22 protein-coding genes and 1 pseudogene are annotated in these 20,763 nt (G+C 70.3%); 9 read left to right on the forward strand and 14 right to left on the reverse strand.

The window, feature by feature from the left end; translation table 11 throughout:
* The first annotated feature begins 195 nt into the window (after positions 1–195).
* Positions 196–1,059 (forward strand): tetratricopeptide repeat protein, encoded by an 864-nt coding sequence (locus tag AB0L95_RS21805; RefSeq protein ID WP_365163623.1) that lies wholly within the window; start codon positions 196–198, stop codon positions 1,057–1,059.
* Here the strand turns inward: AB0L95_RS21805 and AB0L95_RS21810 are convergent.
* Both AB0L95_RS21810 and AB0L95_RS21815 read right to left on the reverse strand, forming a co-directional pair.
* Positions 980–2,257: a cytochrome P450 gene (locus AB0L95_RS21810; protein WP_365163625.1), complete on the reverse strand. Its 1,278-nt coding sequence runs from the start codon at positions 2,255–2,257 to the stop codon at positions 980–982. The genes AB0L95_RS21805 and AB0L95_RS21810 overlap by 80 nt on opposite strands.
* A gap of 173 nt (positions 2,258–2,430) precedes the next feature.
* Positions 2,431–2,640 carry a hypothetical protein gene (locus tag AB0L95_RS21815; protein ID WP_365163752.1) on the reverse strand — a complete coding sequence of 70 codons (210 nt, stop codon included), beginning with the start codon at positions 2,638–2,640 and terminating at the stop codon, positions 2,431–2,433.
* On the opposite strand from AB0L95_RS21815, the gene AB0L95_RS21820 reads away from it, so the two are divergent.
* On the forward strand, positions 2,545–4,140 hold the full coding sequence (locus tag AB0L95_RS21820) for an FAD-dependent monooxygenase (RefSeq protein WP_365163743.1): 1,596 nt from the start codon (positions 2,545–2,547) through the stop codon (positions 4,138–4,140). The genes AB0L95_RS21815 and AB0L95_RS21820 overlap by 96 nt on opposite strands.
* A 61-nt stretch (positions 4,141–4,201) precedes the next feature.
* On the forward strand, positions 4,202–5,245 hold the full coding sequence (locus AB0L95_RS21825) for an amidohydrolase family protein (protein ID WP_365163626.1): 1,044 nt from the start codon (positions 4,202–4,204) through the stop codon (positions 5,243–5,245).
* 18 nt (positions 5,246–5,263) lie between these two features.
* Here AB0L95_RS21825 and AB0L95_RS21830 read toward each other — a convergent pair whose 3' ends face one another.
* Positions 5,264–5,680, reverse strand: coding sequence for an ATP-binding protein (locus AB0L95_RS21830; RefSeq protein ID WP_365163627.1), 417 nt, complete (start codon positions 5,678–5,680; stop codon positions 5,264–5,266).
* Positions 5,681–5,822: 142 nt separating this feature from the next.
* On the opposite strand from AB0L95_RS21830, the gene AB0L95_RS21835 reads away from it, so the two are divergent.
* From AB0L95_RS21835 to AB0L95_RS21845, 3 genes are all read left to right on the forward strand, one after another.
* Complete coding sequence (locus AB0L95_RS21835; protein ID WP_365163629.1) at positions 5,823–6,590, forward strand: IclR family transcriptional regulator; 768 nt, start codon at positions 5,823–5,825, stop codon at positions 6,588–6,590.
* Positions 6,591–6,630: 40 nt separating this feature from the next.
* Positions 6,631–8,145, forward strand: coding sequence for a glycerol kinase GlpK (gene glpK, locus AB0L95_RS21840; RefSeq protein WP_365163630.1), 1,515 nt, complete (start codon positions 6,631–6,633; stop codon positions 8,143–8,145).
* 92 nt (positions 8,146–8,237) lie between these two features.
* Complete coding sequence (locus AB0L95_RS21845; protein ID WP_365163632.1) at positions 8,238–10,421, forward strand: SpoIIE family protein phosphatase; 2,184 nt, start codon at positions 8,238–8,240, stop codon at positions 10,419–10,421.
* 25 nt (positions 10,422–10,446) lie between these two features.
* Here the strand turns inward: AB0L95_RS21845 and AB0L95_RS21850 are convergent, their stop codons facing one another.
* The 9 genes from AB0L95_RS21850 to AB0L95_RS21890 all read right to left on the reverse strand — a co-directional run bounded on the left by AB0L95_RS21850 (position 10,447) and on the right by AB0L95_RS21890 (position 17,207).
* Entirely contained in the window at positions 10,447–10,677 is a 231-nt protein-coding gene (locus AB0L95_RS21850) for a hypothetical protein (protein WP_365163633.1), read from the reverse strand.
* 283 nt (positions 10,678–10,960) lie between these two features.
* Entirely contained in the window at positions 10,961–11,110 is a 150-nt protein-coding gene (locus AB0L95_RS21855) for a hypothetical protein (RefSeq protein ID WP_365163634.1), read from the reverse strand.
* A gap of 59 nt (positions 11,111–11,169) precedes the next feature.
* Positions 11,170–11,376: a hypothetical protein gene (locus AB0L95_RS21860; protein WP_311697690.1), complete on the reverse strand. Its 207-nt coding sequence runs from the start codon at positions 11,374–11,376 to the stop codon at positions 11,170–11,172.
* 18 nt (positions 11,377–11,394) lie between these two features.
* Entirely contained in the window at positions 11,395–11,985 is a 591-nt protein-coding gene (locus tag AB0L95_RS21865; protein WP_365163637.1) for a DUF5947 family protein, read from the reverse strand.
* On the reverse strand, positions 11,982–12,533 hold the full coding sequence (locus AB0L95_RS21870; protein ID WP_365163639.1) for a NifU family protein: 552 nt from the start codon (positions 12,531–12,533) through the stop codon (positions 11,982–11,984). The genes AB0L95_RS21865 and AB0L95_RS21870 overlap by 4 nt, the downstream gene beginning before the upstream one ends.
* Positions 12,526–14,319 (reverse strand): nickel-dependent hydrogenase large subunit, encoded by a 1,794-nt coding sequence (locus AB0L95_RS21875; RefSeq protein ID WP_365163640.1) that lies wholly within the window; start codon positions 14,317–14,319, stop codon positions 12,526–12,528. Before AB0L95_RS21875 ends, AB0L95_RS21870 begins: the two co-directional genes overlap by 8 nt.
* The gene (locus tag AB0L95_RS21880; RefSeq protein WP_365163641.1) at positions 14,316–15,443 is read right to left on the reverse strand and encodes a hydrogenase expression protein HypE; all 1,128 of its coding nucleotides are present in this window, start codon (positions 15,441–15,443) and stop codon (positions 14,316–14,318) included. Before AB0L95_RS21880 ends, AB0L95_RS21875 begins: the two co-directional genes overlap by 4 nt.
* Complete coding sequence (locus AB0L95_RS21885) at positions 15,440–15,985, reverse strand: hemerythrin domain-containing protein (RefSeq protein ID WP_365163642.1); 546 nt, start codon at positions 15,983–15,985, stop codon at positions 15,440–15,442. The genes AB0L95_RS21880 and AB0L95_RS21885 overlap by 4 nt, the downstream gene beginning before the upstream one ends.
* Complete coding sequence (locus AB0L95_RS21890) at positions 15,957–17,207, reverse strand: hypothetical protein (protein WP_365163643.1); 1,251 nt, start codon at positions 17,205–17,207, stop codon at positions 15,957–15,959. The genes AB0L95_RS21885 and AB0L95_RS21890 overlap by 29 nt, the downstream gene beginning before the upstream one ends.
* A 206-nt stretch (positions 17,208–17,413) precedes the next feature.
* On the opposite strand from AB0L95_RS21890, the gene AB0L95_RS21895 reads away from it, so the two are divergent.
* Positions 17,414–17,839: a phage holin family protein gene (locus AB0L95_RS21895; protein ID WP_365163645.1), complete on the forward strand. Its 426-nt coding sequence runs from the start codon at positions 17,414–17,416 to the stop codon at positions 17,837–17,839.
* On the opposite strand, the gene AB0L95_RS21900 is transcribed toward AB0L95_RS21895, so the two are convergent.
* Positions 17,811–18,530, reverse strand: coding sequence for a DUF2071 domain-containing protein (locus AB0L95_RS21900; RefSeq protein WP_365163646.1), 720 nt, complete (start codon positions 18,528–18,530; stop codon positions 17,811–17,813). The genes AB0L95_RS21895 and AB0L95_RS21900 overlap by 29 nt on opposite strands.
* A 113-nt stretch (positions 18,531–18,643) precedes the next feature.
* Positions 18,644–19,222, reverse strand: coding sequence for a TetR family transcriptional regulator (locus AB0L95_RS21905; RefSeq protein ID WP_365163648.1), 579 nt, complete (start codon positions 19,220–19,222; stop codon positions 18,644–18,646).
* Between the two features lie 185 nt (positions 19,223–19,407).
* On the opposite strand from AB0L95_RS21905, the pseudogene AB0L95_RS21910 reads away from it, so the two are divergent.
* Positions 19,408–19,665: pseudogene (locus tag AB0L95_RS21910) on the forward strand (hypothetical protein); the annotation flags it as partial.
* A gap of 105 nt (positions 19,666–19,770) precedes the next feature.
* Complete coding sequence (locus AB0L95_RS21915) at positions 19,771–20,655, forward strand: MBL fold metallo-hydrolase (RefSeq protein WP_365163651.1); 885 nt, start codon at positions 19,771–19,773, stop codon at positions 20,653–20,655.
* Positions 20,656–20,763: the final 108 nt, after the last annotated feature.

The raw sequence follows: 20,763 nt of genomic DNA on the forward strand, positions 1-20,763 counted from the left end.
GTGGTACGAGCCGGACCACGGCGCCCCACCCCCCACCTGGCAGGGCACGGTCGATCTGTCCACCGCCGACGCGGCGCGCCGCTGGCTGCAGGCGGAGGGTGCCCATTGGCTGGCCGCCCTGCGCACCGCCGCAGCGACCGGCCGGCACCGGACCGTGGTGGACGTGTCCGAGGCCCTGCACTGCTTCTCCGACCAGTGGATCTTCTGGGGGCACTGGCCGAGGTGTTCGGCACGGCCGCCGCCGGCGCCGAGGCGCTCGGCGATCCCGTCGTCGCGGCGACCCAGCTCAACTACCACGCCTGGGCCCTGCTGCTGTGCGAGGGCCGTCCCCGGGACAGCCTCGTTCCCTCCGCCAGGGCACTCGAAGCCGCCGAGCGGGCCGGGGACACGGTCCAGCAGGCCTGGGCCCACCACTACGGCTCCTGGGCACTGCGTCTGCTCGGGGAGTACGCGGCGGCGGCCGAACGCAACGCTCAGGCCGCCCGGTTGTTCGAGGCCGGCGGTGATCTGCACGGCGCGCTGCAAGCCAGGATCGGCCGCGGCGGCACCCTGCTGGACGCGGGCCTGGTCGAGCAGGCGCTCGCCGCGGAGAGCGGTACGCTCGCCTTCCTCGACAGCGCCGGAGACCGTATCAAGCCGCACATCGCACTGATGGGCCGGCTCAATCTGCACATGATGATGGGGCGGGCCTACTCCGGCATGGGACGCGTCGAGGAGGCCGTCACCCATCTGGGGACCGCCATCGAGCTCGGCCGGGACAGCGGCAACACCGGCCTGGAGAGCCGCTGTCTGACCTATCTGGGGATCGCGCTGGTCACGCACGGGCGGCCGGACGAGGCACGCGCGGCGTTCACCCGTTGCATCGGCCTGGGCGCAGGCGCCGACCCTCAACAGGTCACGCGGGCACGGGAACAGCTCGCCCGCCTGGACACCGCCGGCCGGCCCCCCGGAAGGGTCGGCCGGCACCGGCGCAGCGGCCTCAGCGGTCGAGGAGCCGTGACGGGTCCAGGACCACGGGCAGCTTCTCCAGGCCGCGGAACGCGGGGAACGGAACCTTGAGCCACTCCGCCTCGTGCGCGGGAGCCACGAGATCGATGTCCGGGAACTTCTCGAACAGGGTGGTCAGCGCGATCCGCATCTCCATCCTGGCCAGCGGCGCACCCAGGCAGTAGTGCGGACCGCTGCCGAAGCCGAGATGCGCGCTCTGCAGTCCCTGGCGTTTGACGTCGAAGGTGTCCGGCGCCTCGAACTTCTCCGGGTCCCGGTTCGCGGACGCCACCGCGATCTGGACCAGAGTGCCCTTGGGGATGACCGTGTCCCTGATGGTGAGGTCCTCGAGCGCGTGCCGGAAGGTGGCGTTCTCCACCGAGCCCTCGTAGCGGATCACCTCCTCGATCGCGTTCGGCAGCAGCTCGGGATCGGCCAGCACCTCCCGCAGCTGGTCGCGATGGGTCAGCAGGTTGAAGACGGCATTGCCGATGAGATACGCGGTCGTCTTGTGCCCGGCGAAGAGCAGCACCCACAGTGTCGACAGCAACTCGCCGTCGTTCATGGCCCCTTGCTCGTCCTGCGTGCGGATCAGCGCGCCGAGGAGGTCGTCGGTCGCCTCCCGGCGCTTGCGTGCGATGAGGTCGACGAAATAGTCCCGCAGCGCCCCTTCGGCCACCGCCAGCTTTTCCTTGTCCTCTTTGCTGAATCCGGTGCGCGCCACGACGGCGCACCATTTCTGGACGTCCGACCGCTCCTCCTCGGGAATTCCGATGAGTTCGCAGATCACGATGAGCGGCAGCGGAAATGCAAAGGAGGTGAGCAGGTCCACGGGTGCGTCGGTGGAACAGCGGTCCAGCAGTTCGTCGGTGATCTCCTGAATGCGCGGACGCAGGGACTCGATACGACGCGGGGTGAACGCGCTGTTGACGATGCGGCGCAGCCGGGTGTGCTTGGGCGGGTCCGAGAAGAGCATGTTGTCGTCGAGCGCGACGGACGAGTCGCCGAAAATGGTGTGGTACGCGTCGATGGCCGCGTACATGTCCTTGCTGATACGCGGGTCCGTCAGGGCGGTTTTGGCGTCGTCGTACCGGGTGATCAGATAGGTGTCCACCCCGTGCGGCGGGGAAAGGGGGCATACGGGCGCCGATTCGCGCAGGCGGGCGTAGACCGGATAAGGGTCGGCGCGGTACGCGGCCGCGCCGCGCGAGGCCGCCGAAATGGCCTCGGTGGTGGCGTCCGTGGTGTCCCGTTCATCGAGCTGAGTCATTCTCTCGGCCTTTCTGAAGGCTCCCGCCCCGGCCACGGGACAGCAGGTCTACGAGTTTCGGGTCAACCATTCCCCGGTGGGATCCGGGCCGCAAACGAGATTCGCCCGTCTGGCCACGTGCCCGGCGTCCGGCGGAAGTTCCTGCCGCTGTACGAGTGATTACTGCGTATCGCTCACCACGGCGTGGCAAAAGAACAGGGCGCGAGCCACGGAAGCCTCGGCCGCCGTGCCACGGAGATGCTGACCGCAGAGGAGAAAACGCGATGGAAGATCGCGGGAACGATTACGTGCCCGTTCTGGTCGTCGGGGGATCGCTCGTCGGTTTGTCCGCTTCCGTTTTTCTCGGACGCCTCGGCATTCGGCATCGGGTCGTCGAACGTCATGCGGCCACGTCCGCGCATCCGCGCGGCCGCGGCAACAACATGCGGACGATGGAGCTGTTCCGGACGGCGGGTCTCGAACCGGAGATCCGCAAAGCCGCGGCCATCCTGTCGAAGAACCACGGAATCCTCCAGGTGGACACGCTGCACAGCGGCAACCAGCGGTGGCTCTCGGCGCGGATCACGGGCAGGCCGCCCGAGGCCGACGTGTGCTCCACGGTCCGCTGCGCCTGCAGCCAGAACGACCTCGAACCGGCGCTGCTGGAAGGCGCCCGCGACCTCGGCGGAGAGGTGCGCTTCAGCACGGAACTGCTGTCCTTCACCCAGGACGAGGACGGGGTACGGGCCGTCGTGCAGGATCGGACGTCCGGTGAGACCCACACGGTGCACACGGACTACCTCCTCGCCGCCGACGGTCCCCGCAGCCCCGTGCGCCAGCGGCTCGGCATCGAACACTCCGGGTCCGGCGACCTGTTCCACAACATCAGCGTCACCTTCCGCAGCAAGAAGCTGCGCGAGGTGGCGGGGGAGCAGCTCTTCGTGGTGTGTTACGTCACCGATCCCGCGGGCGAGGGAGTCCTGCTGCCCGTGGACAACGAGGAGCAGTGGGTGTTCCACGTGCCCTGGTTCCCCGAGCGCGGACAGACCATGGAGTACTTCACCGACGACCGGTGCATCGAGCACATCCGGGCCGCGGCGGGAGTGCGTGACCTGGACGTCGAGATCACGGGCAGGGCACCGTGGCACGCGGCGGACCGCGTCGCGAACAGCTACCGGGAGGGACGCGTCTTCCTCATGGGTGACGCCGTCCACGAGATGCCGCCGACCGGGGCGTTCGGCTCCAACACGGGCATCCAGGACGCCCACAACCTCGCCTGGAAGATCGCCGCGGTACTGCGCGGCTGGGCGGGTCCCGCGCTGCTGGACAGCTACGAGATCGAACGCCGCCCGGTGGCCCAGGTCACCAGCGCCCGGGCCACCGTGCAGGCGGCCCGCGAGCAGCACCCCGGCTACTCCGCGAGGACGGCGTCGAACGACGCAGCCGACCTGATGACCACGGCGCTCGGATACCGCTACGTCTCCGGTGCGGTGGTCGGTGCGTCGACGGACGAGCCGCTCATCCCGGACACCCTGTGCCTGCGCGCCGACCCCGGTACCCGCGCACCGCACATGTGGGTCACACGCGACGGGGAGACGGTCTCCACCATCGACATGTACGAGCGCTCCTTCGTCCTGCTCTGCGGACACCCGGACTGGCGCGAGGCCGCCCGCACGGTGGGCAGGCTGCTCAACGTACCGCTCGAGGCGTACTCGATCGGCCGGGGCGCGGAGTACGACCTGGACACCGGCGACGCGGCCGACTGGGCCACGGTGCACGGTACGACAGCGGACGGCGCCGTCCTCGTTCGGCCGGACGGCTTCGTGGCCTGGCGGGCCGACGCCCGGCCCGCGCACGGCGAAGAGACGCTGACCGACGTCCTCCGCCAGGTCCTCGGGCGCTGAGCACCCCGACCGCCCGCAGACGCAACCCTTCTGACGCGACCACAGGAACGGGGCCCCGCCCATGACACCACTGCACACGGCCACCGGCGCGGCCCCGGTGGCCGGCGTGGACGACGGCATGTCGGCGGACGGCGACGCGCGTCGGGGACGGGTGGACGTACACCACCACTACACCGCGCCGGAATGGATCGACTGGGCGGAGAAGAACGACATCGTCCGGCGCGCAAGCCTGCCCCCGTGGACACGGTGGGACCTCGCCAGCGCCCTCGCGCTGATGGACGGGGCGGGCATCCGGACCAGTGTGCTCACGGTCGCCATGCTGGGGCGCCTCCAGGAGCCGAAGAGCCGCAAGGAGAGCGCGCGCGTCGCCCTGCAGTCCGCGAGCGACCTCTGCCGAGCCCATCCCGACCGCTTCGCGTTCTACGCCCCCGTCTTCCTCGACAGTCCCGAGCTCTCGCTCTGGTCGGTCCGGCACGGCATGGACGACCTCGGGGCGGTCGGAGTCAGTGCGCGCACCAGCGTGCGAGGGGTGTACCTCGGGCATCCGTCCCAGGACGCGATCCTCGCGGAACTCGACGAGCGCTCGGCCGTGATCAGCACCCATCCCATGGAGGTCCCCGGGGGGAACGCGGAGCTGGAAGGCGTGCCGCCGTTCCTGTGCGACTTCCTGATGGACACCACCCGGGCGGCCCTCAGCCTCATCGTCAACGGAACTCTGGACCGCTACCCGAATCTCACCTTCATCCTGCCGCACGGGGGCGGTTTCCTGCCCTACATCGCGGACCGTGTGGAGCTGTTCAGTCGCCATCTGTCACCGAAGGTGGAACCGGCCCAGGTGCGCGACCACCTTCATCGCTTCTACTACGACACCGCCGGCCCCATGTCACCGTCCGCGACGCCGACCCTGCTGTCCACGGTCGGCGCGTCCCGGATCCTGTACGGCAGCGACTGGCCCCCCACCCCCTCCCATCTGGTGACGGGGGTCACCGCACCCGCGCTCGACAACGACCCGGCACTCGACGACGATCAGCGCCGCCGCATCAACCGCGACAACGCCCACCGGCTGCTGCCGGCGCTCGCGGCGGGCCGCACCCGGAGCTCCTGAGTACGGCACCGGCCGTCCTCACCCGGCGGGCACCTCCGCCCAGCGGCAGGTGCCGTCCGGGTGCATCTGGACACCGCACCGCGCCGACAGCATGGTGACGATTCCGAGGCCCCGGCCGTGCTCGTCCGGGTCGACGGGCCGGCCCGGGGCAGCGGGCCCCTTGTCGGTCACCTCGACGCGCACGGCGCCGCGCCCCTCCACCAGCACCGAGGTGAGCCGCAGCGTGGCCGGCGGCAATGCGTGCACCAGGGCGTTGGTGAGCAGCTCGGACACCACCAGCAGCACATTGTCTGCGGCGTCGGCGGACAGGCCCAGGGTGGCGAGAACCGCGCATACGCGCCGCCGGACGGCAGAGACGGCTCTCGGGGCGTATGGCAGCGGGAACACGTATTCGACGCCCGCGCGAGACGCGATGTCGAACTGCGTTACTGTCATGAGCCCTCCTCTCCCGGAAGCACGGCCGGCCGGAAACCGGACGTCAGCGCACGTTATGGAGACAAGCGCCCGACGTCAATGAACTGTGGTCGTCATTACCGAACGGCATGTGGATCGTGGCAATCCGGACTATGATCGCTTCATGGCCGGCCCGGTCCAATCCATAGAACGGGCAGCGGCGATTCTGCGCCTGCTCGCCGGCGGTCCCGGACGCCTGGGACTGGGCGAGGTCGCGGCGTCGCTCGGACTGGCCAAGGGCACCGCCCACGGCATTCTGCGCACTCTCCAGCACGTGGACTTCGTGGAACAGGACGAAGCCACCGGAAAATACCAGCTCGGGGCCGCGCTGCTGCACCTCGGCACCAGCTACCTCGACGTCAACGAGCTGCGGTCCCGCTCCATCAACTGGGCCGACGCCCTGGCCGCCCGCAGCGGGGAGGCCGTCCGGCTGGGCACGCCTCTGGAGGGCAGGGTGCTCGTCGTCCACCATGTCTTCCGCCCGGACGACACCCTCCAGACCCTGGACGTCGGAACACTGCTGCCCCTGCACGCCTCCTCCCTCGGCAAGGTCCTGCTGGCCTACGGAGCCGCCCCCGTCGACCCGCTGCTGCAGTCCGGCCTGGAGGCGTACACCCGGCACACCGTGGTCTCTCCCGCCGACCTCACCAGCTCGCTCGCCGAGATCCGGGAGCTCGGCTGGGGCGCCGAGGTGCAGGAGATGAGCATGGGCGAGGCCGGCGTCGCCGCGCCGATCCGGGGACAGGGCGGCCTCGTCGTCGGAGCGATCGGCGTGTCGGGGCCCGTCGAGCGGATCTGCGACAGCCAGGGCCGGCCCCAGCCCGCCCTCATCACCTTGCTCCGGGAGGCCTCACGGGCGATCTCCAGAGATCTCGGCGCGGCCCGCTGGTAGGTCCCGCACCGCCACGACGCATCGGAAGGCAGGCCCGATCATGGTTGAACGGTATGTGATGTCCATCGATCAGGGCACCACATCCACGCGCTGCATCCTGTTCGACCACCGGGGCCGGTTGGTGTCGGTCGCCCAGCGGGAGCACCAGCAGTACTTCCCCCGGCCCGGCTGGGTCGAGCACGACGCCGTGGAGATCTGGCGCAATCTCCAGCGCATCGTCCCGGAGGCGCTGTCGAACGCCGACATCGACGCCGCCCAGATCGCTGCCATCGGCATCGCCAACCAGCGCGAGACCACCGTCCTGTGGGACCGGCAGACCGGGCTTCCGCTCGGCAAGGCCATCGTCTGGCAGGACACCCGCACCGCTCCGCTGGTCGACGCACTGAGGGAGCAGCCGGGGGACGAGTTCTTCATCGAACGCTGCTGCCTGGCTCCCTCGACCTACTTCTCCGCGCCCCGGATCCGCTGGCTGTTCGACCACGTCGACGGCCTGGAACGCCGCGCCCAGGCCGGAGAAGTGATGTTCGGCACCATGGAGACCTGGCTGATCTGGAACCTCACCGGCGGCACGGACGGCGGCCTGCACATCACCGACGCCACCAACGCCAGCCGCACCATGCTCATCAACATCCAGACACTGACCTGGGACCGGGAGCTGCTGGACTTCTTCGGGGTGCCGCGTGCGATGCTGCCGGAGATCAGGTCGTCGGCCGAGATCTACGGCGAGGCCCGCTTGCTGCTCCCGGGCGTACGCATCTCGGCCGCCCTGGGCGACCAGCAGGCGGCCCTGTTCGGACAGACCTGCTTCTCGCCCGGCGAGGCGAAGTGCACCTACGGGACCGGCAGCTTTCTGCTGATGAACACCGGGACCGAGGTCGTCCACTCCCGGCACGGGCTGCTCACCACCGTCGCGTACAAGATCGACAACCAGCCCACGGTCTACGCGCTGGAGGGACCCATCGCGGTCACCGGCTCGCTCGTCCAGTGGTTCCGCGACCGGCTCGGCCTGATCAACAGCGCGCCCGAGATCGAGACCCTGGCACGCACCGTCGAGGACAACGGCGGCTGCTACATCGTCCCCGCGTTCTCGGGTCTGTTCGCACCGCACTGGCGCAGCGACGCCCGCGGCGTCATCGTCGGCCTCACCTCCTACATCACCAAGGGCCATCTGGCCCGGGCGGTGCTGGAGGCCACCGGCTGGCAGACACGGGAGGTCGTCGACGCCATGAACGCCGACTCCCCGCTCGCGCTGCGGCAGCTCAAGGTGGACGGGGGCATGACGGCCAACAATCTGCTGATGCAGTTCCTGGCCGATGTCCTCGGCGTGCCCGTGGTCCGGCCGATGGTCGCCGAGACGGTCTCCCTCGGCGCGGCCTACGCCGCCGGACTCGCGGCCACCTACTGGCCGGACCTGGAGGTGCTGCGGCGCAACTGGCACATGGCCGCCAAGTGGGTGCCGGACATGGACCCCGAACGGCGGGAGCGGGAGTACGAGTGCTGGCAGCGGGCCGTCGAGCGCTCCCTGGGCTGGGTCCGGCCCCCCAAGCACCCCTGAGGCCGCCGCCGGGACGCCGGGGCGGCCTGACGTCCGGGGGCGCCCCGCCTAGCATGCAGGAAGAGGAACTCTCCGCGAAGTGAGCGCAGCGGATGGGCACAGGCGAGGATCTACGGACGGCCACCGTCCAGGACCTGCTGGATCACATGCTGGCCCGGACGGTGGACGGCCTGGGCGCGCGCGCCGGGGCGCTCGTTCTGCTCGACCCCGGTGCGGACGTCCTGGCCGTGGACGTGAGCGTCGGGCTGCCCTGGGAGTTCATGGGACTGCCGGGCCGTGTCCGGGTGACGGACGACCCCGGGGACCCCGTGGTCGAGGCCATCCACCTGCGGCAACCGGTGTGGACCGGTTCCGGCGAGAGCGAGGAACCGGGGTGCGGCCGCCTGCAGCACGCCGCACTCTCCCCGTATCCACGCGGCACCGCGGTGGCCCCGCTCCTCACCCCGTCGGCCGTCTGGGGCGCCCTCCTGGTGCTGATGCCGAAGAACGGTCCAGGACCCGACGAGGACGCCCGGCTTCGGCTCACCACCGCGGGCCGCTGCATCGCCTGGATGCTGCAGGGCGCCGCCGCTGCCGGGCACCGCCTCGTCCCCGGACCCGAGCCGCGCTTCCTGCCCCTGCCGAGCACCGAAACCGTGGCGCCGGGCGAGGCCCGAGCCGCCGCCGACCTCGTCGCCTCCCTGCCCGAAGGGGGCTGCCGGCTTGATTCCCGCGGCCGGATCATCTTCGTCGACCCCACCGCGGCCGACCTGCTGGGCGTGAGCGCCACACAGCTGCTGGGCACCCGGCCCTGGGAAGCGGTGCCCTGGCTCGACCACGCCGTCCACGAACACCGGCACCGGATCGCGGTCGCCGAACAGCTGCCGACCACCTTCACGGCGCAACGGCCGCTCGGCGGGCGGCTGCTGTTCCAGATCTACCCTGACCGTACGGGCGTGAGCGTGCGCATCGGCCTCGTGGACGACGTGTTCACGCCCAGGAGCCCGGGTCCCCCCGACACGGACGCGTCGGCCGGCCCCGTCCGTCCGGACGCGCTCTCCCATCTGATGTGCCTGTCCGGCGCCCTGGCCGAAGCGGCCTCCGTACGCCAGATCGTCGACCTGGTGGCCGACCACCTCGTGCTCTCCCTGCGTGCGCAGGCCTTCGCCCTGCTCGTCTCGGAGGCGGGGCGGGTACGGATCGTGGGCCACCGCGGCTTCAACCCGAACGTGATGGACCTCGTCGACCACGCCCCCCTCGTCTCGGACGTCGCCGTGCCGGGGATGACCGCCGGTGCGCCGTCCCTGGAGCTGAACCAGGGGGTGCCCGCCTTTTTCTCGAACCGGGAGGAGATGCGCGCGGTGCATCCCAAGACCGCCGACATCGACGACGGCATGGGCGCGTGGGCATGGCTGCCGCTCATGGTCTCCGGGCGGGCCGTCGGCATCTGCGTGGTCGGCTATGAACGCCCCCACGTGTTCACCCTGCAGGAACGTACGACCCTGACCTCCCTCGGCGCCCTGATCGCCCAGGCCCTGGACCGAGCCCGGCAGTACGACGCCGCCCAGGAACTGGCGGAAGGCCTCCAGGCCCGTCTGCTGCCGCGCACCCTGCCCCGCATCCAGGGACTCCAGATGGCCGCCCGCTATCTTCCCGCCAGCCACGGCATGGACGTCGGAGGCGACTTCTACGACCTCATCCGGCTCTCCGACACGGAGGCCGCCGCCGTCATCGGCGACGTCCAGGGCCATGACGTCAGCGCCGCCGGTCTGATGGGCCAGGTCCGCACCGCCGTCCACGCCTACGCCGTCGCGGGCGCCACCCCGGGCGAAGTGCTGGCCCGCACCAACCGCCTGCTCAGCGACCTCGACCCGGATCTGCTCACCAGCTGTCTGTACGCGCACATCGACATCGCCGGCCACTGCGGACACCTGGCCACCGCCGGCCATGTCCCGCCCCTGCTGCGTCCTCCGGGGCGGCCCAGTGATGTGCTCGACCTGCCGCCGGGTCCTCTGCTCGGCGTCGACCCCGCGGCGGAGTACCCCACCACGCAGATCGACCTGTGCCCCGGCACCCTGCTGGCCGCGTACACCGACGGGCTCGTCGAGACCCACGGCAAGGACCACGACGCCAACATCGCGGAACTCGCGGCCGTGCTCTCCGACGCCTGCGGTCCGCTGGACGGCATCGCCGACGCGCTGCTCGCGCAGGCCCAGCCCTCGGGCGACCGTACCGACGACACCGCCCTGCTTCTGCTGAGCGTCGAGGCACAGCCCACGGCCGGGCCCGAGACCTGACGGCAGAACCTCGCCCGTCGGGGCATCAGACTCTGTCGTGCGTGGCGACGGGCGAGGAACCGGTCCCGGGCGGGGCCGTCATCAGCTTCGCGAACGACGCCATGCACGCCGCACAGTGGCCCGCCTGCTGGGCGCCGGCCGCGTCCACCGCCTCGACAAGCCGCTGCCCGCACAGGGTGGTTGTGGTCTGCTTGACCATGACGTGCCACACCAGCACGCCGCCGGGCTTCTCGGGGCCCGCACACATCTCATACATGATCGGCTCCTTTGGCGGATGCCTCTCCCCTTCCAGGAGACCCCGCCCGAGCCGTCCGCGCGGGACAGAGGGGGCCATTCGGGGGACAGGGCCGCACATCCCCCCAGCTCCGAACGGCAGTTGGCACGGCGTCCGGTGCGGCGACGCGCCGACCGCCCACGACCGTGCCCGGCGACGGCACCGGCACGACCCGGGGCACGCCGACGGACCGCTCCCGTCGCGGTGAGGTGTGCCGGGCGGGTGCGGTCCGCCGTGACGTGCGTGAGGTCTGCCGGCGGGACGCTCAGTACGTGTGCCGGGAGCCGGTGCGGACTCCCACCATCCGCCAGATCCTGACCTCACGGACCAGTCCGGGCAGTTCCCTGGCGAGCAGCGTCAGCGCCGCGGCGCCCACCAGCAGCCCCTGGGCGATCAGCACGCGTTTGGCCGTCATCCCCAACTCCTCTCGTCTGGGCCGGCCGCGCCCGTGCGGGCGCGGCCGTGGAGGCCGAGTCATCCCGGAGGGAGGTTCGGCATGGTCTTCGTGATCGCGTTGTGCGCCCTCCAGTGCACCCCGGTCGAGCGCCGCGCGTCGGCGGTCCCGTCCTTGTGGTGACCGGTCTGCCGCTTGTTCGGGCCCTTGTTGCCCTGATGCAGTCCGGAGACGTGCTGGGGCGTATCAGGATTCACCTGCGCCTTGCCTACTCGGATCCTTCCCATCGTCTGCTCCCTTGCCGATTACTGCGGTTGTTCGGGCAGCTCCGCGAAGAACTGCTCGACGGCGGGCCACACCCGGCTGCCGCCGGACAGACCCCGCCACTCCCGTCGGACGACGGCCACCATCCGGAAGCAGTCGTCGACCGGAGCGATCCAGTGCTGTCGCGCCCCGTGGGCGGTGTTCACCAGCAGTGCCTCCACGTCCGCCGCGAGGCCGGCGAGCTGCGGGCAGCCGGAGACGACATCGCGCCAGGCCGCCTGGTCCGCCTCCCAGCGGGTGGCTCCCGCCGGGCTCGGCAGATGCGCGGTCACCGTGTCGTCCGCGTGGCGGACGAAGAAGGCCAGCCCCACCGGGACGCCGAGCCCCTGTGTGTCCACCGGGGGGAGACGCACCCTGCGCTGTGGCACCAGTCGGTAGCGTCCTTCGCTCGCGCCCTCCTCGACGAAGAGCACGGAGCAGGGCCGGCACGCGCACAGCACCGACTCCCGGCCTGTGTCGAACAGGTGCCGGTGCCCGGAGAACACCTCGGCACCGCACAGGTCGCACCGCTCCGCGTCCGGTCGCCGGTCGGCGGCGGAGCGGATGACACGGGCCAGTGCGCCGGAGGTCATGACCGCCCTCCGGTGGACGCCGGACGCAGGGTGAGCGACTCGACCGGGACGAAGGCGGTCCGTCGCGCGTCGTCCCCCGGCGCCCGTTCGACGGCGGTGAGTTCGGGTGCCATGGCGAGCACGGCCTGGCGGACCGCGTCCTCCAAGGCGGCGGACGACGTCCCGCACCCCTTGGCCGACACCCGCACCCGGGCGACGCCCTCCTCCACGGAGGCCAGTTCGATGTCTCCGCCCCGCTCGCGCACCGCCGGCCGCAGTCCGGCGACGGCGCGCGCGGCCCGGCGCTCCGGCGGCTCCGGATGGATGCCGTGGAGCACCAGGAGATGTCCGATCAGCTCGTCCGCGGCCATATGCTCCGCCAGCGGCCCGTCGGCACCGTCCAGCACCCGGGCCAGCGCCTCGCCGTAGATCTCGGTGAGGGCCTGCACCGCCTCGATCGCCGCGCCGGTCATCGGACCGGGAGCGTCCTGGAGCTGCTCCAGCAGCCGGTCGACGCGCGACAGCCGCTCCGCGACCGCCGCCTCGTCGAGCCGTACCGTCTCAGGCATGAGCCGCCCCGTAGGTGGGTGAGTGCAGCTTGGACAGGGTGTTGTTTTTGCCGAGGTACATGTGCACTCCGCAGGGCAGACACGGGTCGAAGCTGCGCACGGTGCGCATGATGTCGACGCCCTTGAAGTCGTCCGGGCCGTTCTCCTCGAAGATCGGCTGGCCCTGGACGGCGTCCTCGTAGGGGCCGGGGGTGCCGTAGATGTCCCGGGGGCTGCCGTTCCACGGGGTCGGCGGGTACGGGTGGTAGTTCGCGATCTTCTTGTCCTTGATCACCAGGTGGTGCGAGAGCACACCGCGCACCGCTTCGTGGAAGCCGCAGCCGATCGCCTCGTCGGGCACCTCGTAGTTCTCGAAGACCTTGGTCTCACCGGCGCGGACGGCGGCCATCGCCGTCTCCAGGAACTGGAAGGCCATGGCGGCGGCATAGGCGACGAAGTACGGCCGGGCCCGGTCGCGTTCCAGGGTGTTGCTCCACTTGGGGATCTTCCACTCCAGCGTCGTCTCCGGCAGCTTCTCGCTCTTCGGCAGCGAGATTCGCACGCTGTGGCCCGTGGCCTTCACGTACGGCGTGTCCACCAGCCCGTTGAGCGCGGTCGACCACAGCCGCGCCAGCGGGCCGCCGCCGGTGTCCAGGGCGAGGTGGTCGCCGCTGTTGCCGTCGTACCAGCGCGGGCTCATCACCCAGCTGTAGTTGCCGTCGAAGTCGCGCTTCTGGGGCATCGGCACCGTGGTCTGGTTCCACGGGTGGCGCATGTCGACGGGGTTGCCCAGCGGATCGCGGGTGACGTACGGCTCCTCGTTCACCCAGTCGTCGTAGTACGAACTGCCCAGCAGGATCCTGATGCCGAGGTTGATGTCGACCAGGTCGTTGGTGACGAGTTTGCCGTCCACGATGACACCGGGGGTGACATACATCGCCCGGCCCCACTCGCTCATCGTCTCGTAGCGGTAGTCGCACACGTCCGGGTTCTGCCAGGCGCCCCAGCAGCCGAGCATGATCCGCCGGCGGCCCACCTCCTCGTAGCCGGGCAGCGCCTCGTAGAAGAAGTCGAAGACGTCGTCGTTCATCACGACGGCCTTCTTCACGAAGTCGAGGACCCGCAGCAGCCGGGAGAGGTAGTCGGTGAACGTGGTGGGCTGCGGCATCGTGCCGACCCCGCCCGGGTACAGCGTGGAGGGGTGGACATGGCGTCCCTCCATCAGGCAGAACATCTCCCGGGTGATCCGGCTGACCTTGAGCGCCTCCTTGTACACCTCGCCCTCGAAGGGGTTGAAGGCGCGCATGATGTCGGCGATGGTCCGGTAGCCGTGGATGCGGCCGTTGCGTGCCTCGGTGCGCTCCGCCCGGGCCAGGACGCTCGGGTTGGTGGACTTGACCATGGCCTCGCAGAAGTCCACGAACACCAGATTGTCCTGGAAGATGGTGTGGTCGAAGATGTACTCGGCCGCTTCGCCCAGGTTGACGATGGTGTCGGCGAGCGGCGGCGGTTTGACGCCGTAGGCCATCTGCTGGGCGTAGTTGGAGCAGGTGGTGTGGTTGTCGCCGCAGATCCCGCAGATGCGTGAGGTGATGAAGCCCGCGTCGCGCGGGTCCTTGCCCCTCATGAAGACGGAGTAGCCCCGGAACAGCGACGAAGTGCTGTGGCACTCCACCACCTCCCGGTTGGCGAAGTCGATCTTCGTGTAGATGCCGAGATTGCCGACGATCCGGGTGATCGGATCCCACGACATGTCCACGATCTGCGCAGGCTTGCGTGCGGTGCCCCGCGCCTCGGTTGCCGTCATGTCCGAGCCTTCCTCGCTCTCTCGCTCGCGCCCTCCGTGGGACGCCAGTAGGGGTCGTAACCGCTGGTCAACTCGCCCTTGTCATGACGCCATCGGGGCTCGCGGTTGACGGCGATGTTGGTGATGCCGCGCAGCCTGCGGATCACGGCCCCGTAGGGCCGGATGAGGGCCGACGAGAAAGTGGCGCCCGTCGGCTCGTCCATGAACGGCATGAACGCGTCCGGGAATCCGGGCATGGTGCAGCCGATGCACACGCCCCCGACGTTCGGGCAGCCGCCCACGCCCGACATCCAGCCGCGCTTGGGTACGTTGCAGTTGACGACCGGGCCCCAACAGCCCACCTTCACCTGGCACTTGGGCGAGTTGTAGTCCTTGGCGAAGTCGGCCTGCTCGTAGTAGGCGGCGCGGTCGCAGCCCTCGTGCACCGTCTTCCCGAACAGCCACTGCGGGCGCAGCATATGGTCCAGCGGGGGCGGCGGCGCCGAGCCGGCCGCGTGGTACAGCAGCCAGGTCAGCGTCTCCATGAAGTTCTCCGGCTGGATGGGGCAGCCCGGCACATTGATGATCGGCAGCGCACCCCGAGACCTGAACTCCCAGCCCAGATAGTCGGCAAGGCCCATGGAGCCCGTGGGATTGCCCGCCATCGCGTGGATCCCGCCGTAGGTGGCGCAGGTTCCGGCGGCGACGACCGCCCAGGCCTTGGGGGCGAGGTGGTCGAGCCACCAGTTCAGGGTGAGCGGGTTGCCGGTCTCCGGATCGTTGCCGAACGAGGTCCAGTAGCCGTCGCCCTCGATGATGTTCTGGTTGGGGACGGAACCCTCGATGACCAGCACGAACGGCTCCAGTTCGCCGCGTGCCGCCGCCCGGAAGGGCGCGAGGAAGTCCTCGCCGCCCAGACTGGGGGAGAGCACCTTGTTGTGCAGGTTCACCTTCGGCAGGCCTGGGACGAGTCCGAGGACGACATCCTCGATCGCCGGCTGGCCGGCCGCGGTCATGGACACGGTGTCGCCGTCGCAGCTCATGCCCTCGGAGATCCACAGAATGTGAACCTCGTCGAAGCCCTGCCTGCCCTCAGCCCTGGCGGGCGGGTGGCTGACCTTCGTGGTCCCGCTTTCACTGGTCATGTCCTCGGCCTCCCTTGCAGTCGGTCCCGGAGTCGGTCGTAGGCCGCGGCCACCGGTCCGGCGAGCGACAGCGCGGGGGGCTCGTCCGGGGCGTGTGGATGCGGTCGGGTCGGCGCGGTCTGCCTCGCCTGGGCGAGCAGCTCACCGAGCCGGTCCAGATCCTGCTGGGACACGGCATCGCGGAGCTGGGGCAGCAACTCGCCCTCCTCCTCGTGCACGTGGTCCTCGATCTCCTGGCGCAACTGCTCGACGAGCTCTTCCTCGCGGTCGTCGTCCACGGACAACTTGTCGAGGGCCAGAAGCGTCTTCTTGGCCGCCATGTGCTCGGAGAGGAGCTCCTCGGTCTCCTGCACCCCGCCCGGCAGAACCCTCTTGGCCAGCGGATAGACCATCAGTTCTTCGAGCGCGGTGTGCCGGGACAGCTCCTGGACCAGCGTCTCGACCACGGCCCGGCGCTGCCGGCCGGAGGCGGCGGAGTGGTAGTCGCGGAACAACTGCTCGACCATCCGGTGGTCATGCTTCAGCAACTCGATGGCGTCCATGACACCCTTCCTGGTCCGGGGCGGCGGTCGCCTGTACGCCCGGTCCGAGGGCGTGCGGGCACGGTTCGCCGCCGCCTTCGGCCGGAACGCCGGCGGCCGGGGAGCCGTCCGTGGGGGAGAGAGCCGGGGCCGGGCCGGACACGGTGGCGGGGGCCAGCGAACGGATGGCTCCGTGCAGCCGGGCCCACACCTCCGGCGGCATGGTCTCCACCCGGTCCAGGATCCCGGCGGCTCTCGGGTCGGTGGCGCGTGCCTCCCGCTTCTCGTCGTCCGTGAGCAACAGCGTCCGCAGGGTGAGGATCTCGTCGATCTCCGCCGCGTCGTGCAGATCGCCGGGGCTCTCCGGCGCCACCTGCGGATGGTCGGGCAGGATGATCGGCGCCGACAGGACGAGGCCGTCGGATCCCTCCGCGCCGGCGAGCACCGGGAAGGTGTGCACATTGCGGCAGTCGCGCACGAGCTCCGCGACCTCGTCGGGCGGATCGATGGAGGAGAAGAAGCTCAGCCCCGTACCCCCGATGAGCGTGTGCGCCGCGACCAGGGCATAGCCGAGGGCCTCGTCCCGCGGCGCTCCGGCGGGTGTCGACCCGCCGGTGTTCTCCGTGTGCACCCGCAGCCGGTAGCGGGGGCCGGGGCCAGGGAGCCGCTCGGCCCTCAGCGTCGTCCGCGCCTCGACGGGACGGCGCCGGCGCACCAGGCGTCCCGCACCTGCGGGAAGCTGCTCGGTCTCCTCGCCGCCGGGAGCGCCGATGTCGAACTCCCGGTCCGCAGCCAGCAGATCCGCGAGCGGTACGACCAGATCCCGCTCCCGTGGCACCGCCTCCTCGAAGGAGAGATGAACGGTGCCGGCGGCCTCCAGGCCGTCCACGGGCACATGGCGGCCGTCCTCGGTCCGGCGCTCGACGCTCCGGGCCTGCGTGTGCAGATAGCGCACCCGTACCCGCACCACGGCATCGGGTTCGGCCCGCAGCAGGCACTCGGTCTGCTGCCGCCAGGACTCCACGGACCCCGAGAGGCCGGAAGCCACCGGGCCGTGTGCCTCGGCCCAGGCGCGCGGCGCGAGGATGCCGAACTGCCAGCGCACCCGGTTCTTGGGGGAGGACCTGCGGTACGGATAGAGCAGATACCCCTCGTAGAGGACCGCGTCGGCCACCGCGCACGCCTCCTCGAACGCGGGATCCGCATGGCGTGCGCAACCGCGCTTCGGGTCAGGGTCGCTCACCGTTGCTCCTCGCTGACTGAACATCTGCAGGGCATTCGTTGACAACGATCACACCTTTTATTGCGTGAGGCGCGTATTAGGTGCATATGGGTGAGTGATGGGGTGGACTGGCGGGGTACTGCGGGAGAGGAACCCCGGCCGTGGGCCCCGGCGTCGGCGGACCCGGCACCCGGTGCGCAGCGAGACGGAAGGCGGAGGCGGCAGCGATGCATGTGCAAGGCGGCGACTCGTCGGAGGGCAGGCCCACCGTGGGCGACACGGCGGCCCGGCTGGCCCAGGACACCGCGCAGCTGGTCCGTCACGAGATCCTCGCGGTGCAGAGTGAGATCAGAGCGGCCCTGCGGCGGATCGGCGCGGGCGGCGCGCTGCTCGGCGCCGCCGGGGTGTTCGGCGTCCTGGCGCTGTGGTCCGCGCATGAGACCGCGCTGCGGGCACTGGAGTCGAAACTGCCCGGCCCACGAGCGCCGGCCCTGATGGGCTGTGCCTACGCCGCGGGAGCCGTGGCCCTCGGGGCGGCCGCGCGGGACCGTGTGCGTACCGGGTTCCAGGCGTCGGCGGAGGCGTTCGACGAGGCGGACCAGGCCGTCGCGAGCGGGCCCGAGATCAGCGGCCGGGACGGCGGACCCGGGTAGCGGGAAGCGGCGGCGCGAACCGTACGTCGTGCACTCCCGGCGAGTAGTGGAGCACCGGGGGACCGGACGGCGCCGGGAGGCCGGCCGCCGCCGTCAGTGTCTGGCGGAGTTCCACCGCATCGGCCCGGCACAACCTCCAGGGCTCGTGGTCGACGGACGTCTGCCACAGCACACGGCCGGTGCGGGTGAAGGCACGCCACCGGGAGGTCAGCCAGATGTCCAGGGCGCGGGCGGCGACCGGCGCGCCGGGGCGGACCGTGAGGCCGTAGGACGGGAAGCCGCCGCGGCGGACCCCGGCGTACCGCACGGTGCCGTCCTCCTCGTGCAGGATCAGGGCGCCGAGGTGATACGGCGCGCCGATGGCCCAGCCCGCGAGCATGACGGCCCTGCCGACCTCCAGGGACAGGAACCACAGGCCGTCGAGGCCGTCGGCGCTGCGTACGAAGGTGCGCAGATTGGTCTCCGGGAAGGACCACCCCGGGGGCGGCAGACCGCCGGGGCGCAGGTCCGACATCACGAACGGCGTGAACCCGACCCATGCCGCGTCCTCGAACGTGTCCACGGTGAGCCCCGACGGCAGCAGCGCCTGCACGATCCGTGGCTCATAGGGCCAGTGGACGAAGGTCTGGCTCAGCCACCGTGCCTCGACCAGGGGCAGAACGACATGGTGCTCGGCGGTCCTGGACACCATGCCTCAAGGCTACGCGCGCAAGGGCTGGCGGTTCGTGCGCAGAGTCCCCGGTCGTGACGGATGAGACGGCGGCAGCGCGGGGAGCGTCGTGCGTCGGCGCCTTTCGTGTGGGACTACTCGCTGGCGGTCCTTGGCTCGATGAGCCGGCGGGCGGCCTCGACGACCGCCGAGCGGTGCAGGGCCATACGCTCCGACGACCAGGGCCGCTCTTCCTCTGCACCCTCGGCGGCCCAGAACCATGCCTGGGCGACCGCGAGGACCATGGTCAGGAGGTCCCCGGGCGTCATCTCGGGGGCGAGGCTGCCACGCTGCTGCGCGTCGGCGACTTCCTCGGTCTTGCGACGGAAGGCGTCCGGTTCAAGTCCCGTGGCCGAGGGGCGTTCGAGCAGCTTCCACAGGCGTAGGCGCATAAGGTCCGGCCGGGCGACGAGGTGATCGAAGATCGCACCGGCGTATCCGGGCAGGTCGGAGACGTTGAACGGTATCGAGTCGGCGCCGGCTGTCAGGGCCCGCTCCAGCACGGCGTCGAACAGTTGTTCTTTGTTGCCGAAGTAGACGTAGATCAGTCGTTTGTTCGCGCCTGCCGTCTCGGCGATCCGGTCCACTCGGGCGCCGGCGATGCCGTAAGCGGCGAATTCGGCGAAGGCGGCGTCAAGCAGCCGGGCCTTGGTGGCGTTGGAGTCGCGTGGCATGTACGCCACTCTACCCAGTAACTATCCAGTTATTGACGCCTGTCAAATGGGAGGTTAGCTTGTATCTATCTGGTTAGTTTTGAGCTGTAGGGAGTCTTCATGGAACACCGAGCAGCTGACCGGCAAGGCGCTGGCCGGGCGCAGGGAACGCGTCGTCCTCGCCACCAAGACCGGCGTGGAGGGTGACCGTCGGCGCGCTGGCCGAGCTGGTCGCGGAGGGCAAGGTCCGTCACATCGGTGCATGCGAGGCGTCCGCGCGGACGATCCGGCGGGCCCACGCCATCCCGGGCACCAGGCGCCGTCGCTACCTGGAGGAGAACGTCGCCGCGACCGAGGTGACGCTCACCGCCGACGGCATCGCCGCGATCGAGGCGGTCGCCCCGCACGGCGTCGTCACCGGCGACCGTAACGCGCCCGAGCACATGGGATTCCTCAACGGCTGAGCGCACACAGACGCGCGGCGGTGAATCGCCGACGCTCTGTACCTGTTCATCGCGGGGCGGACTCCGCGCCCGCATCTCGACACCAATACGACGAAGGATATTGACATGGCTTCACCGGGCCGCCGTATAGCCATCGGCGAGACGTCGATCACCTATCTTGCCGACGGACACGGCGTGCACAATCCCGACACCATGATGCCTGGAGTGGACTGGGCGGCACATCCTGGCTCCCTCGAAGACGGCCGGCTCGTCCTCACGTTCGGATCTTTCCTCATTCGCGCCGGGGGTCAGAAGATTCTCGTGGATCTCGCCCTTGGCGACATGGATGTCGACATTCCCGGCCTTGCTCATGTGACGGGCGGAAAGCTTCTGCAGAGCCTTGCCGCGGAAGGACTGTCCCCCGATGACATCGACACCGTGGTGTACACCCATCTGCACCTCGATCACATCGGCTGGACCAGCGACATCGCTCCGACTCCGAATGCACCCGAGACGAAGACGCCCAAGGGCCTCACGTTCGCCCGGGCGCGGCATCTCATGGCGGAGGCCGAGTGGCGCTACTGGACCACCGAGGCGGCCGGCGAGATGGGCGGCCCGGATGCCGAGGCCACCATCAAGCCACTCGAAGGGGTGGTCGAGTTCATCCAGGGCGGCGACGTCATCGCGCCGGGCGTCACCGTCGAGGACACATCGGGTCACACCCCCGGACACCTGGCGGTCGTGGTGCGGGATGCTTCGGGCGCCAAGACCGAATCGGTGTTCATCGCCGGAGACATCTTCCACGCTCCGGTGGAGATCGCGGACCCGATGTGTGCGTTCTCTTCGGACGTCGATCCGGAACAGGCCCGAGCGGTGCGCGACCGTGTGCTTCAGCGGCCGGACACCGTGATCGCCGCCGGGCACTTCACCCACGGCGTCTTCGGCCGTGTCACGCCGACGGGCGGCACATACACGTGGACCCCTGTCGAGCACGCGCCTGCTGCCGGATGACCATCGGTGTCACGCCGGGTGTGAGTCAGTTCCCGCCGTTTCCCCGGAGGCCGGGGCGCCGACCACCAGCGGTGCACGAACCGCAGGTTCGGACACCCGGCGCCCCGA

The organism is Streptomyces sp. NPDC052036 (assembly GCF_040680495.1).
Classification (GTDB): Bacteria; Actinomycetota; Actinomycetes; order Streptomycetales; family Streptomycetaceae; genus Streptomyces.